The organism is Pseudomonas aylmerensis (genome assembly GCF_001702265.1).
Taxonomy (GTDB): Bacteria; Pseudomonadota; Gammaproteobacteria; order Pseudomonadales; family Pseudomonadaceae; genus Aquipseudomonas; species Aquipseudomonas aylmerensis.
The window spans coordinates 302,062-322,771 of record NZ_MAUE01000005.1 but is presented as its reverse complement, the minus strand read 5'-3'; the positions used below and the strand labels follow the sequence as shown (position 1 = coordinate 322,771).

Below are 20,710 nucleotides of genomic sequence, written 5' to 3'. Positions count from 1 at the left end.
TGAACTGGTCAAGTAATCTTGGACACCGATTAAGGTTTCACGCCACCAGCTTCTCCCTGGCGACTGGTGACCGATAGTCGTTGTAGCTATGCGGCCTGGTGATGTTGTAGCGCGATACATAGCGCTGCACATCCGCTCGGGCCTCATGTTCCGACCCGTAGCCTGCTTCTGGCACCCACTCTGATTTCAAACTTCCAAAGAAACGCTCCATCGGAGCGTTATCCCAGCATTCGCCTTTACGGCTCATGCTTTGTCGGAGTCCATGTTCCAGCAGTTCATTTCTGAATTTATGGCTGGTGTACTGGCAACCTTGGTCGGAGTGAAACAGTACGTCTTTTGGGCGACCGCGCAGTTCAATCGCCATGCGCAGGGCTTCGCAGGTCAGCGTGGCATCAGAGATCATCGAAAACGACCAGCCCACAATCCGGCGAGCGAACAAGTCCAGAACCGCCGCAAAATACAGCCAACGCTTGCCGACTTTGATGTACGTCACGTCCCCACACCACACCTGATTGACCGTCGCAACATCAAACTTGCGTTTGAGCACATGCGGTGCCACCAAAGCCTCCACGCCAGGTGACTTGTACTTATGGCGCCGGCGTTGACGGCTGACAATGCCTGCTTCTCGCATCAAGCTGCGAGCCATGAACCGCCCGACATCATGCCCGCCGGCTTGCAGCTGTTTAGCCAAGGTACGAGCGCCCGCAGACTCTCTCGACGCCCTGTGGTGCTTGACCAGCATAGCCTTGAGTTTCTCTCGCTTAGGGCTCACCTTGCCTTGGCGCTGACGCCATGCGTAAAAGCTACTGCGGTTTATTCCGAACACACGACAGCAATCGTTAACGCCGTACTGCTCGCCCAGCTCACAGATCAACGAGAGTGATCTTTGGCGTCCAAAAGCAGGAGAGCACTGGCCTTTTTTAGGATTTCGATATCCCGGTCTCTTTGCCTGAGCAAGGCTTTAAGTTCCTGGATCTCTCGCTGATCCGCGGTAATCGCCTTGGCTCCCACCGGAGTCGAGCCCAAGCGTTCCTTGCGAACTTGATCGACCCAGCGGCGCAAGGCCGTAGGGCCAATATCCAAGCTGGCACAGACCTCGGGAACCGACTGCCCCTCGTCCAGCACCATGCTGGCAGCCTTGAGTTTGAACTCACATGAATAAGATTTACGCATATCCAAACACCTCAGATTTGGACGCCATCATAGCGCCCGATTGAGGTGTCCAAAATCATTAGGCCAGTTCAAGCCCGCTCCCACAGGGAGAGAGGCGTTGTCCATGCCTGCGGTGCAAGGCCCGACTATTCCAGCCACGCCGCCAAACCCCCGGCTTCACCTTTTAGTCTTGTGTTTGGTTGACGATCACCGTGCAGGTGATGCCCGCCGCCAGCAGCACGCCCTCCGGCACTTGATCGATGTGAATCCGCACCGGCACGCGCTGGGCCAGGCGCACCCAGTTGAACGTCGGGTTCACGTCAGCGATCAACTCGCGGCTCTCGGGGTTGTCACGGTCGTAGATGCCGCGCGAGATGCTTTCCACGTGGCCCTTCAAGGTCTCGCCGCTCATCAGTTGCATGTCGGCTTTATCGCCGATTTTCACATGCGGCAATTTCGTTTCTTCAAAGAAGCCATAGACCCAGAACGAGTTCATATCGACCACGGCCATCTTGGCTTCGCCGATACGCGCGTAGTCGCCACGGTGGACGTTGAGGTTGGTGACGTAGCCGTCCACCGCCGCTACCACTTGCGTGCGCTTGAGGTTGAGTTCGGCGGCTTCCAGCTGCGCCAGTGCGTGCTGGTAATCGGCAAGGGCCGAGTCGGCGATGTTGCTGGCGTCGTCGCGGTTTTCCTTGGAGATCACCAAGGCGTCGAGGTCGGCGCGGCGGTGGGCATTGACCTTGCGCATCTCCCAGGTGGCTTTGCGCGAGGCAACCAGGGACTGCGCCTGCTTGACCGCGATGCGGTAGTGCTCGGGGTCGATCTGCATCAGCAGGTCGCCCTTCTTGACCAACTGGTTGTCACGCACCGGCACGTCGACCACCTCGCCCGTCACGTCGGCGGCGACGTTGATGATGTCGGCGCGCACGCGACCATCGCGGGTCCACGGCGTTTGCATGTAATGCACCCACAGCGTGCGGCCAATCCAGATTGCCAAAGCCAGTACCAGCAAGGTCGCGAGCAGGCTGAAAAATTTTTTCATCGGGGCATTCTCAACGGTAGACGGTCAGCGCCAATGCGCCGAACAAGCAAACGAACAGGCTCAGGCGCAGCAACGCCGGGTGCCAGAAAAAACGGTACAGGTCGTACCCGGCCAGGAAGCGGTCCAGCGCCCAGGCCAGCCCTGCGGCAATCAAAAACATCAGGGTCATGGTCGGCATGTAGAGGCCGTGGAACGCGATTTCACGGGGCATGCAGGGCTCCTTTGAGGGCCGCCAGTGGCGATTGCGGGTCGAGCAGCGAAGTGCGGATAAAGTGCAGGTAGCTCTTCACCCGGCGCAGGGCCGACGTATCGAAGTGCGGGGCGAAGGGTTCGTCGGTGGCCTGCACGCGGCTGATCGCGTGGTCGACGGCGATCAGCCCGCGCTCCAGATTGCTCGCGCTGGGCTGCAGGAACAGCCGCACCAGCGAGCGGCCCATCACGCGGATCGCCTGGCGCCACGGCTGGGACTCGGCATACGCCGGGTGCACCGGCAGGATCGCCTGTTCCTTGCGCAGCTCGATGATCGCGTGGCCGACCTCCAGCACCACAAACATCCAGCGCAACAGGTCGCGTTGCACTTGCGGCTGGCCGACGGCGAGGCCGTAGGCCTGGTGCAGCAGGTCACGGGTGCGACTTTCAAAACTCGAGGCCAGGCCCTTGAGCTTGCCGCTGATCGCGTACACCACTTGCTCACGCAGGTCCTGCTCCAGGCGGCGCCACAGCCAGCGGCTGTTGGGCGGCAGGATGATCGCCCCCGCCGCCGCGCACACCAGCATGCCGATGACCATCGCGATGTAGTCGTTGATAAAGGTGTAGGGGTTGTAGACCGTGAGGTTATCCGGCACCGAACCGGTGCTGAAGAAGATCAACAGGCCCACACCGACCCCGGCGTATTGCGGGCGTGAGGCGAGAAACGCGCCGAAGATGATGACCGGGGCGAGCATCACGCACAGCAGCGGGAAGCCGTCGATCCAGGGGAACACGAAGAACATTTCGACAAAGCCGACCAGCGCGCCGATCAAGGTGCCGCAGGCCATCTGGAACGCCATGCGCTTGGGGTTCGGCGTGGCGGCGGACAAACCGACGGTGGCCGCCGCGATCAGGGTCATGGTCGCGCCGCTGGGCCAGGCGGTCGCCACCCAGTAGCTGCCCAGCACGATCAGGATGAATGAGGCGCGAATCCCCGAAGCGGCGCAGGCCAGCCAGTTGGTCTTGGGGATGAAGGTTTCGTCCCACTGCTCGCGCGCATGGCTGTGATCGGCCAGGGAGGCGTGGGTTTGCGCATAGTTGTGCAGGTCGTCGACGAAGCGGTACAACAGCTCGTAGGCGGTGTGGAAGTCCAACTGCTCGGCTTCGCTCGGGTTGCCCTCCTGGAACGCCGCGCGCAGGCTGCGCACCGTGGCGGGCAAGCCGTCCTTGTAGGCACTCAGTTGATTGACCAGGCGTGCGGCATCGGGGCTGGTGAGGGCACGACCGGAAAAGCCGTCGAGCAGTTCGGCCAGGTCCTGCAGGCCGGGCTTGATCGCGGCCACCACGTGATCGGCCGCGTCGGTGCGCAGGCGTTCGAGCAACTGGTGCAAGGCGTTGAAGCGCGTGGTGATGCTCATGAATTCGCTGTTGAGGCGACTGAGCCGACCGTTGCGCCGACGCATGTGCGGGTCTTCAAACACGGTGATGCTGCGCAGCCCTTCCAGGCCCACGGCTTCGGCGATAAAGCGCACGTTGCTGGCCTCGAACCCTTCGCGCTGGCTGCGACCCCGCAAGCCATCAGTGACAAACAGCGCGAACACGCCAAAGCGCTGGTACAGGGCGTTGCGCATCGCGGCGCTGCTGGTTTGCGGCAGGATCGCGGCGCTGACCAGCGTCGAGCACAGAATTCCCAGGGAGATTTCCAGCACGCGCCAGACCGCCGCCATAAAGGCCCCATCGGGGTGCGCCAGCGCCGGCAAACCAACCATCGCCGCGGTGTAGCCGGCCAGCACAAACCCATAGGCGCGAAAGTTACGGTTGCGGGTCGCACCGGCGGTGCAAATGCCGACCCAGATCGCCAGCGCGCCAAGAAACAACTCGGTGTTCTGTGCAAACAAGGCAATCAAAAAGACCATCACCGCCGAGCCCGCCAGGGTGCCGAGGAAGCGGTAAAAGCTCTTGGCGAACACCTGGCCGCTCTGCGGTTGCATCACGATGAACACGGTGATCATTGCCGTGCGCGGTTGCGGCAGTTCCAGGCGCATGGCCAGCCATAGCGTCAGGAACGCGGCGATCAGCACCTTGAAGATATACACCCAGGTCACGCCATCACTGCGTGCCCAGTCGAAAAAGCCACGGCGCCACTCAAGGGCATGCAGCCAGCGCAGCGGTGCAGGCAAGGGAGTCATTCAATCCTACTCAGTGATCAAACACGGCGAGTGCCGCCGGGGTCTTGCTCGGGAGGGTCTTGGCGTCGTCGGGCACATCGTTGCCGGCACCAAGGCCGCCGCCCAGGGCTGTCACCAGTTCGGCGTGCGCGCTCAGGCGGGCGGCCTGCACCTGTTGCTCGACCTGCTGCTGACGGAACAGCAGGGTCTGGGCATTCAGCACATTGAGGTAATCGGTGAGCCCGCGCTGGTAGGCGATCATCGCGATGTCATAGGTTTTCTGCGCCGAGGCCACCGACTGCGCGGCGAAGCCCGCTTGCTTGTCCATGGACTCGCGGCGGATCAACTGGTCACTGATGCCCTTGAGCGCGGTGACCAGGGTCTGGTTGTACTTCGCCACGGCGATGTCGTAACCGGCGCTGGCCTCGCCCAACTCGCCACGCAAACGGCCGCCGTCGAAGATCGGCAAGGTGATCGCCGGGCCGACGTTGTAGTTGAATTTCTTGCCGGCCAGGAACTCCAGCATGCCGCCGCCGGTGGCCATGTAGCCAAGGCTGCCGACCAGGTCGACGTTGGGGTAGAAGCCGGCATGCGCCACATCAATGCCACGCGCCTGCGCCGCGACCTGCCAGCGGCTGGCGACCACGTCCGGGCGCTGGCCGAGCAGTTGTGCAGGCAAGGAAGACGGCAGTTTCAGCGGCGCGGCCAGGGACAAGGTCGGACGCTGCAATTGCGCGCCCGCGCCCGGCCCCTTGCCGGCCAATGCCGCCAACTGGTTGCGGCTCAGGGCGATTTCCTCGTCCAGGGCGTCCAATTGGCGATGGGTTTCCGGCAACGGGGTTTCGGCCTGGCTCACGTCGAAGTGCGTGCCGATCCCGGCGTTCAGGCGTTTGTTGGCCAGGTCGAGGATCTGCTGTTGCTGGGCCAGGGTCGCCGCGACGATATCGCGGTTGGCGTAATGCAACGACAGCTGGATATAGGCGCGCACCACGTTGTTCTGCAATTCGAGCTGGGCCTGGCGGGCTTCGGCAGCGCTCATGTGCGCCAGGTCGACGGCACGCTCGGAGGCATTGCTTTCACGGCCCCACAGGTCGAGCGCGTAGCTGAGGCCCAGGGACGAGTTGTTGTCCCAGGTGGTCTCGCCACTCAACTCGCCCGGGCCATAGAACTGATCCTTCGGCCAATTGTGGCGCTTGAGGGTGGTGTCACTGTTGATCTGCAGCGACTCGGCCGACTCGGCAATCCCGGCCATGGCCCGCGCCTCGCGCACTCGCGCGGCAGCGATGGCCATACTCGGGCTGTTATGAGTGGCGAGTGCCACCCAACGGTTGAGTTGCGGGTCGCCAAAGGCCTGCCACCATTGCGCGGTGGGCCAGTGGGCGTCCTGGGCGGCCTGCTGGATCGCCTCGTCGGTGGCCAGGTGATTGGCGTCGAGCGCCTGGCCCTGTGGGGCGATTCCTCCGGTTCCGATGCAGCCGCTGATTGCTAACGATAAAGCCCAAACACTGAGAGTCTTCAGCTCTCTGCTGATGCGACGCGGCACTGCTGCGAATTCCTGAGGTGGTGATGCGGGGAGAGGTGGCGCAATTCTAGGGGGCGGCATGGGGAACGATAAGCGGGTATTCCTGTGAATCTTTGTTACCGTTCAGGCGATAATCCGCGCCGGCTCAAGGCAAGTTGGGATGTTTATCCCGACGCCAGGCTATTCCCCTACAGCGTGCCGAAGTGCCCACCAGCAGAATGACGAGCATCCCACCCTTCTGGAGTGCCCGAATGTTTTCAGCCCCCAGCACGCGCGCCCGCATAGCGCCGACACCCGCACCCGCCTCCGCTGATGCCCTGCGCAGGCAACTGCACCTCTCGCCCGAGCCTTTGCAGCCGGGCATGTTCCCTTTGCAACGGGACGTGCGCTGGATCGCCGACCTGGTCCTGGACAAGCTGGTCCCGCTCGCGGGCTATCATCGCGATCAAGCGCAGATAGAAGCGCTTCACCACAAATTGTCCAGCAGCCCGTCGAGTCTGGAGGTGTCGGTAGAGGAGTTACCGGACTACTACGCGTTTTTCAAAAAGGCCGAGCAGGTGCTTGGCCAACATCGCTCCAGCCAGCGTCCGGACGTCGAAGCCGACTATGCCTTGTGTCGCGCGCTGAAATGGCAGTTTCGCGCAGCGGTCAGCAATGACCGACACCTGCACCTGACGCAGAAGTTGTTGCCGGCGCTTGCCTATGTGCGCAACGGCGGCGAGCGCAGCAACCACCGTCATATCGGCTACAACTTTGTGTTGGACCCCGCGCTGCAGAACCGGGCCGGGCCACAGCTGGCAGCCGACTCGCGCCTGGCAATCACCGCTGACCAACGCGTCAAAAGCACGCGCGCCCTCAGCCTGCAGGCCCATCTGAAGTCATCGATCGCAAACCAGTTCCAGACCCACAGCCAGCTCGGCGTAGGCTATGTATCGTCTCGCGAATACGCAAACCTGGAAGCGTACGCCGATGCCCGCAGCCATTCGGTGCGCACTTCCCTGAGCGAGAGCATCCGGCGAACCGTTCAAAACCTGCCCAGCTTGGTGCGTGATAGCCATAACCTGCAGAAACACCTCGCCTGCTCAGCACTGAGCCAACCCTATGTCCGGGATACCCTGGCCAGCGCCGGCCTTGTCGATGTTGAGTTGCCCAGCATGAGAAGCACCTCCCAGCCGGTTATCACCGAACGAGGCCTCCTCCTGAATGCGCGGAACAAGGTCACGGTGGATGTCTTCAGCGCCCTGAAGCTCAATACCACGATAAAGCCGACCCTGCAGCGTACCCAGCGCCAGATCACCCTGGATATCCTGAGCCTGCACGAAACAGCACCTGAGATGGCACGGCTGCGCTTGGCCTCGTCCAAGCACTACAACGACGACCCTGCGGCGTTGTTGAATGCCATGCAACGCCACATCGCCGACACCAGCCAACACTTCACCCAGCAGGCCTGCACACCCGTGCCGGCGTCCGCGTTGCACGCTGCCCGGCACGCCCGCCACAAACAGGCCCAATCCCTGCTGGAGCGCTATGTGCTGCTCAAGACCCACTCGCGCCTGACTCCGCAGCAGGATGCTGAGATACGCAGCCTGATCCAGCGCAACCCGGCACTGCTTCGCCCCGACGAATTAAAAGTCCACACGCTGGCAGCCGAGACTCGAATAGTGAGCTTCAGCGCCGCAGTAACGGCCTCGGCGCAGGCCGGGGCAGGCAAAGGGGTGGCGATTGAAGCCAGCCACCGCAAGCTTGATGACCCGCACCTGAGCGGTGATTACCTGACAATCGACATCGCCCCGATAGATTCGCGGCAGGTCGTGAAGAAAACCTTGCTTCGCGTACTGGGCGCGATTGGCGAGCAAACGTTCGACTGGGAAAACCTGGTCCGCTCGATCAGCGAATCGGTGCTCGATCCCGCCAGGCCGTCGTCCACTCAAGTACTGGTGAAAATAAAGCACGGCCAACCGGTGCTGCTGCATACCCGCCATACGCTGAATAAGAGCCGTGACCTGAAGCTCCCGGCGCCGGTCGAGCAGTTCTTCGGCGTAGCGGCGCAGTCGCTGCGTACCCGGCAAACCCTGCACAAAGAACAGCTGGGCAGCGACTCGCTGGATCATCTGCTGCCCATCGCCCGTCGCTACCTGGAACCCCCTGATCAGCAGCCGGGCTGGGACGCTTACGTCGCGCGACACGCCGACGACTTTCACGCGTTGTTCGATACCCTTGGCCGACAGGCGCACGGTACGCCGCTGACCGCCGAGATTGACGCGCTCAAACGCCTCAGCCCGGCACTCAGCCGCGCCGCCGAAACCCTGGTACAACACGCGCACACCGCCCTTGAAGCGCCTACCGGCGAAAACCGCGCCAGCACGCAGGAGGCCTTCAATCACTTGCTGCGCGAGTATCTGCCGCACTACCAGGCCAAAGTCAGTGAGGCCTGGACCTTGTCCTGATCCTTCGTCACCGTGCTCCGGGGAGAGCAGCGCCCAGCGGATACACACCTGTGCGCAACTTCATGTCACAATTTGGCATCTCCCTTGAGAACACTCCATGGACACTTTGCAAAACATGCGCGCCTTCAGTTGCGTGGCCGAAGCCGGCAGCTTCACCGCCGCCGCCGTGCAACTGGACACCACCACCGCCAACGTTTCGCGCGCGGTCTCCAACCTTGAGGCCCATCTGCAAACCCGCTTGCTCAACCGCACCACCCGCCGCATTGCGCTGACCGAAGCCGGCAAACGCTATTTGCTGCGCTGCGAGCAGATCCTTGCCTACGTCGAGGAAGCCGAGGCCGAAGCCAGCGACGCCCACGCGCGCCCCGCCGGGCAGTTGAAAGTGCACACCATGACCGGCATCGGCCAGCACTTCGTGATTGATGCGATTGCCCGCTACCGCCGCACCCACCCGGACGTGACCTTCGACCTGACCCTGGCCAACCGCGTGCCGGACCTGCTCGACGAGGGCTACGACGTGTCCATCGTGCTGGCCAGCGAGCTGCCGGATTCGGGCTTCGTCTCGCAACGCCTGGGCATTACCTACAGCATCGCCTGCGCCTCGCCCGATTACGTCAAGGCCAAGGGCTGCGCGCAACGGCCCCAGGATTTGCTCAATCACGCCTGCCTGCGCCTGGTCAGCCCGGTGATCCAGCTGGATAAATGGACCTTCAACGGCCCCGAAGGCCAGGAGAGCGTGGCGATCAACACCTCGCCCTTCCTGGTGAACTCGGCCGATGCGATGAAAACCGCGATCACCAGCGGCATGGGCGTCGGGCTGTTGCCGGTGTACGCGGCCATCGAAGGCCTGCGCAACGGCACACTGGTGCGGGTCATGCCCAACTACCGCTCCCAGGAGCTGAACCTGTACGCCATCTACCCGTCGCGCCAATACCTGGACGCGAAGATCAAGACCTGGGTCGAATACCTGCGCGGCTCGCTGCCGGAGATCCTGGCGGCGCACCAGGCGGAGCTGGTGGCGTATGAATTGAGCGGCAGCCTGAGTGGCGCGCGCCTGACGAACTGATTTCCACCTGTCGATCTAAATCAAAGGTGGGAGCGGGCTTGCTCGCGAATACGATAGTCCAGCCACAGATGTAGTGGCTGACACTGCGCATTCGCGAGCAAGCCCGCTCCCACATTGGTTTGGCGGTGTCCTGACAATCACCCGCAAGAATGTTAGCTTGCTTGGCATTCTTCCGTAGTCGATGAGCCCGCCTGCAATGAAAAAGACTGTCCTCGCCTTCAGCCGTGTCACCCCGCAAATGATCGAACGCCTGCAACAGGATTTCGAGGTGATCGCGCCCAACCCCAAGCTGGGCGACATCAACGCTCAATTCAATGAAGCCCTGCCCCACGCCCACGGCCTGATCGGCGTGGGCCGCAAGCTGGGACGCGAGCAATTGCAGGGCGCGAGCAAGCTGGAGGTGGTGTCCAGCGTCTCGGTGGGCTACGACAACTACGACGTGCCGTACTTCAACGAGCGCGGGATCATGCTTACCAACACCCCTGACGTACTCACCGAAAGCACCGCCGACCTGGCCTTTGCCCTGCTGATGAGCAGCGCGCGCCGGGTCGCCGAGCTGGACGCCTGGACCAAGGCCGGCGAGTGGAAAGCCAGTGTCGGCGCGCCGTTGTTCGGCTGCGATGTGCATGGGAAGACCCTGGGCATCGTCGGCATGGGCAACATCGGCGCGGCCGTGGCCCGTCGCGGGCACTTGGGCTTCAACATGCCGATCCTGTACAGCGGCAACAGCCGCAAGCCGGCGCTGGAGCAGACGCTGGGCGCGCAATTTCGCAGCCTGGACGAGCTGCTGGCCGAGGCGGACTTCGTGTGCCTGGTGGTGCCATTGAGCGACAAGACCCGCCACCTGATCAGCACCCGCGAGCTGGGGCTGATGAAATCCAGCGCGATCCTGATCAATATTTCCCGTGGCCCGGTGGTCGACGAACCGGCGCTGATCGAGGCCCTGCAAACCCAGCGCATCCGCGGCGCCGGGCTGGATGTGTACGAGCAGGAGCCGCTGGCCGCGTCGCCGCTGTTCCAACTGAGCAACGCCGTGACCCTGCCGCACATCGGCTCGGCGACCCATGAAACCCGCGAAGCCATGGCCAACCGCGCCCTCGACAACCTGCGCAGCGCCCTGCTCGGCCAGCGTCCCCAGGACCTGGTGAACCCGCAGGTCTGGAAAGGCTGACTCATCCCCCCGGTGAAATGGGGACTTGTGTAGGAGCCAGCGTGTGTAAGAGCCAGCTTGTGTGGGAGCTGGCTTGTGTGGGAGCTGGCTTGTGTGGGAGCTGGCTTGTGTGGGAGCTGGCTTGCCTGCGATAGCAGCGCCTCGGTCTTTCTGCGGAACCGGGGGTGATGCTATCGCAGGCAAGCCAGCTCCTACAGACCCATCCCGACACAAAATCCGGTTAAAGCCTGGCCTCCCCAAGTCGATAACTCTCTATAGATCGTCATCCCTGATCCACAGAAGGTTTTTATGTCCACCACCAAAGCCCGCGCAGACTCTCTCTCGCTTCTGCTCTTTACCTTGCGCAGCGGCAAGCTGATGGCGATCAACCTGCTGAAAGTCAGTGAAATCATCCCCTGCCCGCCGCTGACCAAGCTGCCGGAGTCGCATCCCCACGTCAAAGGCATCGCCACCCTGCGGGGCAACTCGCTGGCGGTCATCGACCTGAGCCGTGCCCTGGGTGAAATGCCCCTGCAGGACCCGGACGGTGGCTGCCTGATCGTCACCGATGTAAGCCGATCCAAGCAGGGCCTGCATGTGCAGGCGGTGAGCAAGATCGTGCACTGCCTGACCACCGACATCCGCCCGCCGCCCTACGGCTCCGGCGGTAACCGCGCGTTCATCACCGGGGTCACCCAGGTCGAAGGCGGCCTCGTGCAAGTGCTGGACATCGAAAAAGTCATCCACGGCATCGCACCGGCCCCGATTGAAGCGGCGCCCACCGACCTGACCATGGAAGAAGCCGAAGTACTCGGCAACGCGCGCATCCTGGTGGTCGACGACAGCCAGGTGGCCCTGCAGCAATCCGTACACACCCTGCGCAACCTCGGCCTCACCTGCCACACCGCGCGCAGTGCCAGGGAAGCCATCGATGTGCTGCTGGAGCTGCAAGGCACGGTCGAGCAGATCAACGTGGTGGTGTCCGACATCGAAATGTCGGAAATGGACGGCTACGCCCTCACCCGCACCCTGCGCGAAACCCCGGATTTCAAAGACCTCTATGTGCTGCTGCACACCTCGCTCGACAGCGCGATGAACAGCGAAAAAGCGCGCCTGGCCGGTGCCGACGCGGTACTGACCAAATTTTCGTCGCCCGAGCTGACCAAGTGCCTGGTGGTGGCGGCCCAGACCGTGGCGCAAAAAGGCCTGTAACGCGTGAGCACGTATTACCAGTTGCTGCGTCGCGACCTCACCGGCAGCCTGCCGGCCCCGCAGTGGCCGGCGGGTACGCAGCTGGACCACTACCGCGATGAGCTGGCCCCGGCGATTCATGCGGTATTGCGCATGACCCAGGAACAAGGCGGCGGCCGCGTGCCCCCGCTGGAAACCTGGCAGCAGCAATTCATCACCGATGCCGAATTCGACCCCACGCTGTGCCTGGTGGCCAGCAACGCAGAAGGCATTCTCGGCGTGGCCCAGTGCTGGACCAGCGCCTTTATCAAGAACCTTTCCATACACCCCTGCGCCCAGGGCCAGGGGCTGGGCCGCGCCTTGTTGCTGCAGGCCTTCCAGATGTTCAAGCAACGCGGCGAACCCTGCGTCGACCTCAAGGTGCTGGAGAGCAACCAGCGCGCCCGGCAGTTGTACGCAAGCGCAGGCATGTTCTTGGTACTGCGCGATGCAGTCGCCGAGGACTGACAGGCACTGGCGCATAACTTGCTTCCAGAGACACCGAACGGTGCATAGAGGTCAAAACCCGTCATCGTTCACGCGTGCCCTCTGACCTTGCCTGGTGACAGATCCGCCCATGAACACCCATTTTTCCTGCGTTGGCTGCGGCAAATGCTGCACCGACCATCACGTCCCCCTGACCCTCGCCGAAGCCCGTATGTGGGCGGCGGACGGCGGCAACGTCATCGTTCTGGTAGAGGGTTTCCTGGGCAATGGCCTGGGCTTGCCACAGCAGCAACGCGAACATGCCGAGCGGCGTTCAGTGGTGGTGCCCAGCGGCAACACCGAGGCGTTTGTAGCCATCACCTTTGCCGCCTATAACGCCGGCCGCTGCCGGAATCTTGACGAAGACAACCTGTGCCGCATCTATGAACGCCGTCCGTTGGTGTGCCGGATCTATCCGATGGAGATCAACCCGCATATCCCACTGAACCCCGCCGCCAAGGACTGCCCGCCGGAATCCTGGGAACAGGGCCCGGCGCTGATCGTCGGCGGCGAGTTGGCCGACCCGGCGCTGGCGGACCTGATCCTGCGCTCGCGCCAGGCCGACCGTGACGATGTGCAGACCAAGGAGGCGGTGTGCGCCTTGCTGGGTATTCGCACCACGGCGCTCAAGGGGGATGGCTTCACCGCCTACCTGCCGGACATGAACGCGTTTGCCCAGGCAATCGAGCTGGCGGTGGATCAGCCATCCGTGGCCAACGAGTGGGTGTTCCATGTGTCCGGCATGGACATCGCCGAGCAACTGCTGGATGCCGGCGCGCAGATTGCGACTGAAGTGCCGGCCAACTACGCGTTTATTCCGCTGCGCGCAGCGTAGGGCTGCGGGCCTCTTCGCGGGCAAGCCCGCTCCCACAGGTGACTGCATTCCGACGGGGGCACCCGGTTAGCGCCGTCCACTCCAGAACTCCCGCGCCAACTGGCGCAAATCCTCCGCCAGGGCCGCCACGTCGCCGGAGCTGAGCTGGCTCTGCTGGCCGGCGCTGACCGTGGCTTCACCGGCATCGCGGATGCCGAGGATATTGCGGTTGATGTCCTCGCTCACCGCGCTCTGCTCTTCCACGGCGGTCGCGATCTGCTGGCTCATGGCGGTGATCTGCATGACCCGCTGGCTGATGCCATCCAGCGCAGCCGCCGCCCGTTGCGCCTGCTCGACGCTGGCGTGCACATGTTCGCTGCTCTGCGCCATGGCCTGCACCGCGTCGCGCGCGCCGCCCTGCAGGGTGCTGATCATGCGCTGGATTTCATCGGTCGATTGCTGCGTGCGCTGGGCCAGGCCACGCACTTCATCGGCCACCACGGCAAAGCCACGGCCTTGCTCACCGGCCCGCGCGGCTTCGATGGCCGCATTCAGGGCCAGCAGGTTGGTCTGCTCGGCAATCGTGCGAATCACCTCCAGCACGCCGCTGATTTCGCCGCTGTGGCTTTCCAGTTGGTGGATGACGTCTGTGGCCCGCGCCAACTCCTGGGACAAGCGCATCACCGCGTCCCGGCTTTCATCCACGCGTTGATGGCCTTCAAGGGTTTCGTTGCCAGCCTGGTCCGCCGCCCTGGACGCCTGCTGGGCATGGCTGGCCATTTGCGCCACGCTGGCGGCCATCTGGTGAATGGCCGTCGCTATCTGATCGGTCTGGGTCTGTTGGCCCTGGGTGCTGGCCTGGCTGCTGTCCAGATGCCGCACCAGTTGCGCCGCGTGCCCCGCCAGGCGCTGGGAGGCATCGCCGATGCGCCCGACCACCGCGCCCACCTGGGCTTCGAGCATCTGCAAGGCAAACTCGATCTGCCCGCATTCATCACGGCGCCCGGTGTAGATCGCCTGGCTCAGGGGGTTATCGGCAATCTGGCGGGCGCGCTGGCTCAACTGGGCCAGGGGCCGCACGATCAGTCTCACCCCGGCCGCGCCGACCGCACATCCTGCCACCAGGCCCAGCAGTTGCCAGACTGGCGCGTACGCCGCCAGGCCTACGCCGAGCGCCCACGCCACCGCGCAGCTGGCAGCCGCCCAGCCCGACAGCTTAAGTGGGAGACCAACCGCCGGCCACGCGCGCGCCTTGCCCGCCCGCAGTCGCGCATACGCCCGTTCTGCCGCCGCCACCCTGGACGCATCCGGCTTGGTGCGCACCGATTGGTACTCCACCGTCGCCCCGTCGCGGGTCACCGGCGTGGCATACGCGCTGACCCAATAATGGTCGCCATTCTTGCAGCGGTTCTTCACCATGCCCATCCACGACCGGCCGCGTTTCAAGGTCTGCCACATATGGGCAAAGGCCTCGGACGGCATGTCAGGATGGCGCAGGACGTTATGGGCCATCCCCAGCAACTCGTCACGGTGGTAGCCGCTGATGTCGATGAAATCCTGGTTGGCGTAGGTAATCGCGCTGGTCAGGTCAGTGGTCGAGAGGATGTTGGCGTCGGGGGCAAAGTCCACATTCCGACCGGTGACCGGCAGATTGATCTTCATGGAGAAGCGCGCTCGTGATTATTGGAGGAGTCGGCAGGGCGTCGACTCTAAGCGCACCCATGGGGCAAATACTGATCCAGCTCATGTTCTGCGCAATTAATTAGCCATCACGGAGTTTCCAGGCGGTAGGGCGCGAGGATTCGCCGGTACTCACCGTTTTGCATCAACTCTTCGAGGGCGCGATTGAGGTCATTGAGCAACGCCGTATCGGTCTTGCGCACCGCAATCGCCACGCCGTCGCCCAACAGCGCGGCCGAGACAGGCGGGCCGAGGAAGTCGAAGTCCTGGCCATCATCGGTGTCGCCAGGGCCTGGCGGATTTCCACGGTGCCCTGCAGGGTCGCATCGATATCACCGGCCACCAGGCTGCGCACCAATTCATCATTGAGCCAGAAGCTCTTGATGATCACACCCCTGGGCGCCCACTTCGAGCGCACAAAGGCTTCACGATTGCTGCCGAGCAAAACGCCGACGCGCTTGCCCTTGAGCGACTTGACGCGCGGCAGCAGGCCAGAGGTCCGGCGGGCAACCAGACGTGTCGTGAAGGGATAGAGGGTGTCGGTGAAGCCCGCCCGACGGCGGCGCAGCGACGTCGGTGCCATGCCCATGATTGCATCGAATTGCCGCGCCTCAAGGGCAGGAAAGTCTTCGACGACCACCTGGTCGACCCAGGTACAGCGCACATTCAGTTGCTGGCAGAGGGCATTGCCCAGGTCGATATTCAGGCCGACCAACTGACCTTGCGCATCACGGCTCTGGAAGGGGGGGAATTGCGCGGCAACCGCGAAGCGGATTTCCTGCCGAGGGGGATCATCAGCGGCGACGGCTTCAGCCGCGCACAACAGGACAAGCATTACACATATGTGTATCAGGGCCACGGGAAGCGTCCTTTTCCGGAAAGACCAGCCTCGACACACTCCGTCCCGGGAAATACCGACGGGGCGGAGCAGAGGCTGTGGAAGCTTTCAAGAAATGGTTGCTGCCCCACAAGCAGAAACATCCGCGAAAGCTGTAGGCAGCTTCCGCCAAATGTTGCAGCTAGTTAATCTTAACGTTTACCCATGGAGCGACGCGTTCCCGGCGGGGCCATGCCTGGGGACTTGGTGTGGCCGTTCTTGGCGCCGTTCTTGTACCAGGGCTGGGCGGCTTGCTTGGCCCCGGCCAGTTCACCCGGCTTGAACGGAAACTTGAACGCCGGGATCTCGGCTTTTTCAACGCCTTCGGCGCTGGCCGGATCGACCAGGTCGGTCGCTTCAACAGGGGGTTGTGTCGGGGAAGTCATGGAAGCTCCGGAACGTGCAAAAAATGACGCGAGGCCGGCTTGCGGGCCTCGCTGGCGCGCAGTATACCTTCCCGCCTCGGATCTTTAACCACCGCCTGTAGGAATGGTCTGCGCTTACTGACAGCGCTGTCAGTTAGCAGTCACCTTGCTGACCGGGTTCGCAGGCTATAAAGGCCCTTAGTCTCCCACTCCTTTGCCCTGGCGCCTCACCTCCATGCAAATACAACGAAAAACCGCCCTGATCGTGGGTGTCCTCGTAGTGCTGGCCGTTGCCGCCTGGGCCCTGACGCGCCCGGCCAAGACCAGACTGGCAGCGCCGACTGCGATTCCGGTGCGGGTGGTGAGCGTGGTGCAGCAGGATATTCCACGGTTTGTCAGCGGGATTGGCTCGGTGTTGTCGTTGCACAGTGTGGTGATCCGCCCGCAAGTGGACGGCATTCTCACCAAATTGCTGGTCAAGGAAGGCCAACTGGTCAAGGCCGGGGACTTGCTTGCAACCATCGATGACCGCTCGATCCGCGCCAGCCTGGAGCAAGCCAAGGCACAGCTGGGCGAGAGCCAGGCGCAGTTGCAAGTGGCGCAGGTCAACCTCAAGCGCTACAAGGAATTGAGCGTCGACGACGGCGTCTCCAAGCAAACCTATGATCAGCAGCAAGCGCTGGTCAACCAGCTCAAGGCCACCGCCCAAGGCAACCAGGCCGCCATCGATTCGGCCCAGGTACAGCTTTCCTACACCCAGATTCGCTCGCCGGTCACTGGCCGCGTGGGTATTCGTACCGTGGACGAAGGCAACTTCCTGCGCATGAGCGATACCCAGGGCCTGTTCACAGTGACCCAGATCGACCCGATTGCCGTCGAGTTCTCCCTGCCGCAACAAATGCTGCCGACCCTGCAAGGCTTGATCGCGGCACCGACCAGGGCCAGCGTCGACGCCTACATGGGCGCGGACACCGACGGCCAGACCGGCGACCTGCTGGGTGAAGGCCACTTGAGCCTGATCGACAACCAGATCAGCTCGACCACCGGCACCCTGCGTGCCAAGGCCGAGTTCAACAACGCCTCGCAGCGCCTGTGGCCGGGGCAACTGGTCACGATCAAGATCCAGACCGCCCTCGACAAAAACGCCCTGGTGGTACCGCCGACGGTGGTGCAACGCGGCCTGGATTCGCACTTCGTGTACCGGGTCAACGGGGACAAGGTCGACGTGGTGCCGGTGCAGGTGACGTACCAGGACAGCGACGTGAACATCATCAAGGGGGTGCAGGCCGGCGATGTACTGGTCAGTGACGGCCAGTCGCGGCTCAAGGCCGGCGCCCAGGTGGAGGTGCTCAAGGAGCCACCGCAAGTGATCCAGACCGTCGACGCCAAGGTGCAGCCATGAGTGGCAGCCGTTCGCCGTCGGCCTGGTGCGTCGACCACCCGGTCGCCACCCTGCTGCTGACCTTCGCCCTGGTGCTGCTCGGGATGATTGCCTTCCCACGCCTGGCCATCGCCCCACTGCCGGAAGCGGAATTTCCGACGATCCAGGTGACCGCCACCCTACCCGGCGCCAGCCCGGATACCATGGCCTCATCCGTGGCCACGCCCCTGGAGGTGCAATTCAGTGCCATCCCCGGCATGACCCAGATGACCTCCAGCAGTGCCTTGGGCTCAAGCCTGCTGACCCTGCAATTCACCCTGAACAAGAGCATCGACACGGCTGCGCAGGAAGTCCAGGCGGCGATCAACACCGCGTCCGGCAAGTTGCCCAGCGACATGCCGAGCCTGCCGACCTGGAAGAAGGTCAACCCGGCGGACAGCCCGGTGCTGATCCTCAGCGTCAGCTCCAACAGCATGCCCAGCACCGAGCTGAGCGACTACGTGGAAACCCTGCTGGCCCGGCAGATCAGCCAGATCGATGGTGTCGGCCAGATCAACATCACCGGCCAGCAGCGCCCGGCGATTCGTGTACAGGCCTCCCCCGACAAACTCGCGGCCATCGGCCTGACCCTGGCCGATATCCGCCTGGCCATCCAGCAATCGAGCCTCAACCTGGCCAAGGGTGCGATCTACGGCGAGAACAGCGTGTCGACCCTGTCGACCAATGACCAGTTGTTCCACCCTAATGACTACGCGCAATTGATTGTGTCCTACAAGGACGGTGCACCGGTTCAGTTGCGCGATATCGCCAAAGTCATCAACGGTTCGGAAAACGCCTACGTGCAGGCCTGGTCCGGCGATACCCCCGGCGTCAACCTGGTGATTTCGCGCCAACCCGGCGCCAACATTGTCGAGACCGTGGACCGCATCCAGTCCGAACTGCCGCGCCTGCAAGCCATGCTGCCGGCGTCGGTGCAGGTCAGTGTGCTGACCGACCGCACCAAGACCATTCGCGCGTCCCTGCATGAAGTCGAAGTGACCCTGCTGATTGCCATCCTGCTGGTGGTGGCGGTGATGGCGCTGTTCCTGCGCCAGTTGTCGGCGACGCTGATTGTGTCCAGCGTGCTCGGCGTGTCGCTGGTCACCAGTTTTGCGTTGATGTACCTGATGGGCTTCAGCCTGAACAACCTGACCCTGGTGGCGATCGTGATCGCCGTGGGGTTTGTGGTGGACGATGCGATCGTGGTGGTGGAAAACATTCACCGCCACCTCGAAGCGGGGCTCGACAAGCGCGAGGCGGCGATCAAGGGCGCCGGCGAGATCGGCTTCACCGTGGTCTCCATCAGTTTCTCGCTGGTGGCCGCGTTTATTCCGCTGCTGTTCATGGGCGGCGTGGTCGGGCGGCTGTTCAAGGAGTTCGCGCTGACGGCTACCTCGACCATCCTGATTTCGGTGGTGGTGTCGCTGACCCTGGCGCCGACCCTGGCCGCGCTGTTCATGCGCGCGCCCACCCATCATGCCCACGACAAACCCGGTTTCAGCGAACGCCTGCTCGCGGGCTATGCGCGCAACCTGCGCCGGGCCCTCGCGCACCAGCGCACCATGGCGGCGATTTTCATCGTGACCCTGGCCCTCGCCGTGGTCGGCTACGTGTTTATCCCCAAGGGTTTCTTCCCGGTACAAGACACCGGTTTTGTGCTCGGCACCAGCGAGGCAGCGGCGGACGTGTCGTACCCGGACATGGTCGCCAAGCACAAGGCCCTGGCCGAGATCGTCAAGGACGACCCGGCAGTGGAGGCGTTCTCCCATTCGGTGGGTGTGACCGGCAGCAACCAGACTATCGCCAACGGCCGCTTCTGGATTGCCCTGAAAGACCGCGGCGACCGCGATGTCTCCGCCAGCCAGTTCATCGACCGCATCCGGCCGAAACTGGCCAAGGTGCCGGGCATCGTGCTGTACCTGCGCGCCGGCCAGGACATCAACCTCAGTTCCGGTCCCAGCCGCGCCCAGTACCAGTACGTGCTCAAGAGCAACGACGGCCCGACGCTCAACACCTGGACCCAGCGCCTGACGGAGAAACTGCGCGCCAACCCGGCCTTTCGTGACCTCTCCAACGACCTGCAACTGGGCGGCAGCATTACCCACATCAGCATCGACCGTCAGGCCGCCGCACGTTTCGGCCTGACCGCCACCGACGTCGACCAGGCGCTGTATGACGCGTTCGGCCAGCGCCAGATCAACGAATTCCAGACCGAGATCAACCAGTACCAGGTGGTGCTGGAACTCGACACGAAGCAACGCGGCAAGGCCGAGAGCCTGAATTATTTCTACCTGCGCTCACCGCTGACCAACGAGATGGTGCCGCTGTCGGCACTGGCCAAGGTCGACCCGCCGACCGTCGGGCCGTTGTCCATCAGCCATGACGGCATGTTCCCGGCCGCCAACCTGTCGTTCAACCTCGCGCCCGGCGTGGCGTTGGGCGATGCGGTGATCATGCTCAACCAGGCGAAGAATGAAATCGGCATGCCGACCACCATCATCGGCAACTTCCAGGGCGCGGCGCAGGCGTTCCAGAGTTCGCTGGCCAGCCAGCCGTGGCTGATTCTCGCGGCGCTGGTGGCGGTCTACATCATCCTCGGCGTGCTGTATGAAAGTTTTGTCCACCCGCTGACGATCATTTCCACCCTGCCCTCAGCAGGCCTGGGTGCGCTGATCATGCTGTCGCTGATGGGCCAGGACTTTTCGATCATGGCGCTGATCGGCCTGGTGCTGTTGATCGGGATCGTGAAGAAAAACGGCATCCTGATGATCGACTTTGCCCTGGAGGCCCAGCGCGTCAGGGGCCTGTCGCCGGAGGATGCGATCTACGAAGCCTGTGTCACGCGGTTCCGGCCGATCATCATGACCACCCTCGCCGCCCTGCTCGGCGCGGTGCCGTTGATGCTCGGCGCCGGCCCAGGCGCGGAAATGCGCCAGCCGCTGGGCATTGCGGTGGTCGGCGGGCTGCTGGTGAGCCAGGCGCTGACGTTGTTCACTACACCGGTCATATACTTGTACCTCGAGAAGTTTTTCCACCGGCCCAAACCGACGCCTGCGTTGGCGACCACACAATGAGGCTGAGGCCCCGCCCTGGAGCAAA

General features: G+C 63.2%; 16 protein-coding genes and 2 pseudogenes. 8 read left to right on the top strand and 10 right to left on the bottom strand.

Features of this window, described 5'->3' with window-relative positions; translation table 11 throughout:
• Positions 1-37: 37 nt before the first annotated feature.
• The 6 genes from BBG20_RS05295 to BBG20_RS05270 form a co-directional block, all read right to left on the bottom strand.
• The gene (locus tag BBG20_RS05295) at positions 38-874 is read right to left on the bottom strand and encodes an IS3 family transposase (RefSeq protein WP_065899479.1); all 837 of its coding nucleotides are present in this window, start codon (positions 872-874) and stop codon (positions 38-40) included.
• Positions 871-1,173, bottom strand: a complete 303-nt coding sequence (locus BBG20_RS33080; RefSeq protein ID WP_065899480.1) for an IS3 family transposase — start codon at positions 1,171-1,173, stop codon at positions 871-873. The genes BBG20_RS05295 and BBG20_RS33080 overlap by 4 nt, the downstream gene beginning before the upstream one ends.
• A gap of 163 nt (positions 1,174-1,336) precedes the next feature.
• Positions 1,337-2,197 (bottom strand): efflux RND transporter periplasmic adaptor subunit, encoded by an 861-nt coding sequence (locus BBG20_RS05285; protein WP_065900888.1) that lies wholly within the window; start codon positions 2,195-2,197, stop codon positions 1,337-1,339.
• A 10-nt stretch (positions 2,198-2,207) separates the two neighbouring features.
• A complete protein-coding gene (locus tag BBG20_RS05280) occupies positions 2,208-2,408 on the bottom strand; it encodes a DUF1656 domain-containing protein (protein WP_065900886.1) in 201 nt (66 codons plus the stop codon).
• Positions 2,398-4,575, bottom strand: a complete 2,178-nt coding sequence (locus BBG20_RS05275; RefSeq protein WP_065900884.1) for an FUSC family protein — start codon at positions 4,573-4,575, stop codon at positions 2,398-2,400. The genes BBG20_RS05280 and BBG20_RS05275 overlap by 11 nt, the downstream gene beginning before the upstream one ends.
• Positions 4,576-4,585: 10 nt before the next feature.
• The gene (locus BBG20_RS05270; RefSeq protein ID WP_065900879.1) at positions 4,586-6,097 is read right to left on the bottom strand and encodes an efflux transporter outer membrane subunit; all 1,512 of its coding nucleotides are present in this window, start codon (positions 6,095-6,097) and stop codon (positions 4,586-4,588) included.
• Between the two features lie 230 nt (positions 6,098-6,327).
• Between BBG20_RS05270 and BBG20_RS05265 the strand changes: the two genes are divergently transcribed.
• The 6 genes from BBG20_RS05265 (at position 6,328) to BBG20_RS05240 (ending at position 13,290) form a co-directional block, all read left to right on the top strand.
• Positions 6,328-8,523: a hypothetical protein gene (locus BBG20_RS05265; RefSeq protein WP_107338961.1), complete on the top strand. Its 2,196-nt coding sequence runs from the start codon at positions 6,328-6,330 to the stop codon at positions 8,521-8,523.
• 97 nt (positions 8,524-8,620) lie between these two features.
• A complete protein-coding gene (locus BBG20_RS05260) occupies positions 8,621-9,589 on the top strand; it encodes a LysR family transcriptional regulator (protein ID WP_065900869.1) in 969 nt (322 codons plus the stop codon).
• Positions 9,590-9,785: 196 nt separating this feature from the next.
• Positions 9,786-10,760 (top strand): 2-hydroxyacid dehydrogenase, encoded by a 975-nt coding sequence (locus BBG20_RS05255; protein WP_065900866.1) that lies wholly within the window; start codon positions 9,786-9,788, stop codon positions 10,758-10,760.
• Positions 10,761-11,048: 288 nt separating this feature from the next.
• Complete coding sequence (locus BBG20_RS05250; RefSeq protein WP_065900861.1) at positions 11,049-11,951, top strand: chemotaxis protein CheV; 903 nt, start codon at positions 11,049-11,051, stop codon at positions 11,949-11,951.
• A 3-nt stretch (positions 11,952-11,954) separates the two neighbouring features.
• Complete coding sequence (locus BBG20_RS05245) at positions 11,955-12,437, top strand: GNAT family N-acetyltransferase (protein ID WP_065900859.1); 483 nt, start codon at positions 11,955-11,957, stop codon at positions 12,435-12,437.
• Between the two features lie 109 nt (positions 12,438-12,546).
• Positions 12,547-13,290: a YkgJ family cysteine cluster protein gene (locus tag BBG20_RS05240; RefSeq protein WP_065900856.1), complete on the top strand. Its 744-nt coding sequence runs from the start codon at positions 12,547-12,549 to the stop codon at positions 13,288-13,290.
• Between the two features lie 66 nt (positions 13,291-13,356).
• Here the strand turns inward: BBG20_RS05240 and BBG20_RS05235 are convergent, their stop codons facing one another.
• The 4 genes and pseudogenes from BBG20_RS05235 to BBG20_RS05225 all read right to left on the bottom strand — a co-directional run bounded on the left by BBG20_RS05235 (position 13,357) and on the right by BBG20_RS05225 (position 16,212).
• A complete protein-coding gene (locus BBG20_RS05235; protein WP_404940333.1) occupies positions 13,357-14,403 on the bottom strand; it encodes a methyl-accepting chemotaxis protein in 1,047 nt (348 codons plus the stop codon).
• Between the two features lie 246 nt (positions 14,404-14,649).
• Positions 14,650-14,931, bottom strand: a pseudogene (locus BBG20_RS33460) (PAS domain-containing protein); the annotation flags it as partial.
• A 107-nt stretch (positions 14,932-15,038) separates the two neighbouring features.
• Positions 15,039-15,784, bottom strand: a pseudogene (locus tag BBG20_RS05230) (transporter substrate-binding domain-containing protein).
• A 194-nt stretch (positions 15,785-15,978) separates the two neighbouring features.
• Entirely contained in the window at positions 15,979-16,212 is a 234-nt protein-coding gene (locus BBG20_RS05225; RefSeq protein WP_065900852.1) for a hypothetical protein, read from the bottom strand.
• Positions 16,213-16,426: 214 nt separating this feature from the next.
• On the opposite strand from BBG20_RS05225, the gene BBG20_RS05220 reads away from it, so the two are divergent.
• Positions 16,427-17,593: an efflux RND transporter periplasmic adaptor subunit gene (locus BBG20_RS05220; protein WP_065900850.1), complete on the top strand. Its 1,167-nt coding sequence runs from the start codon at positions 16,427-16,429 to the stop codon at positions 17,591-17,593.
• The gene (locus tag BBG20_RS05215; protein ID WP_065900847.1) at positions 17,590-20,685 is read left to right on the top strand and encodes a multidrug efflux RND transporter permease subunit; all 3,096 of its coding nucleotides are present in this window, start codon (positions 17,590-17,592) and stop codon (positions 20,683-20,685) included. The genes BBG20_RS05220 and BBG20_RS05215 overlap by 4 nt, the downstream gene beginning before the upstream one ends.
• The last annotated feature ends 25 nt before the right edge of the window (positions 20,686-20,710 follow it).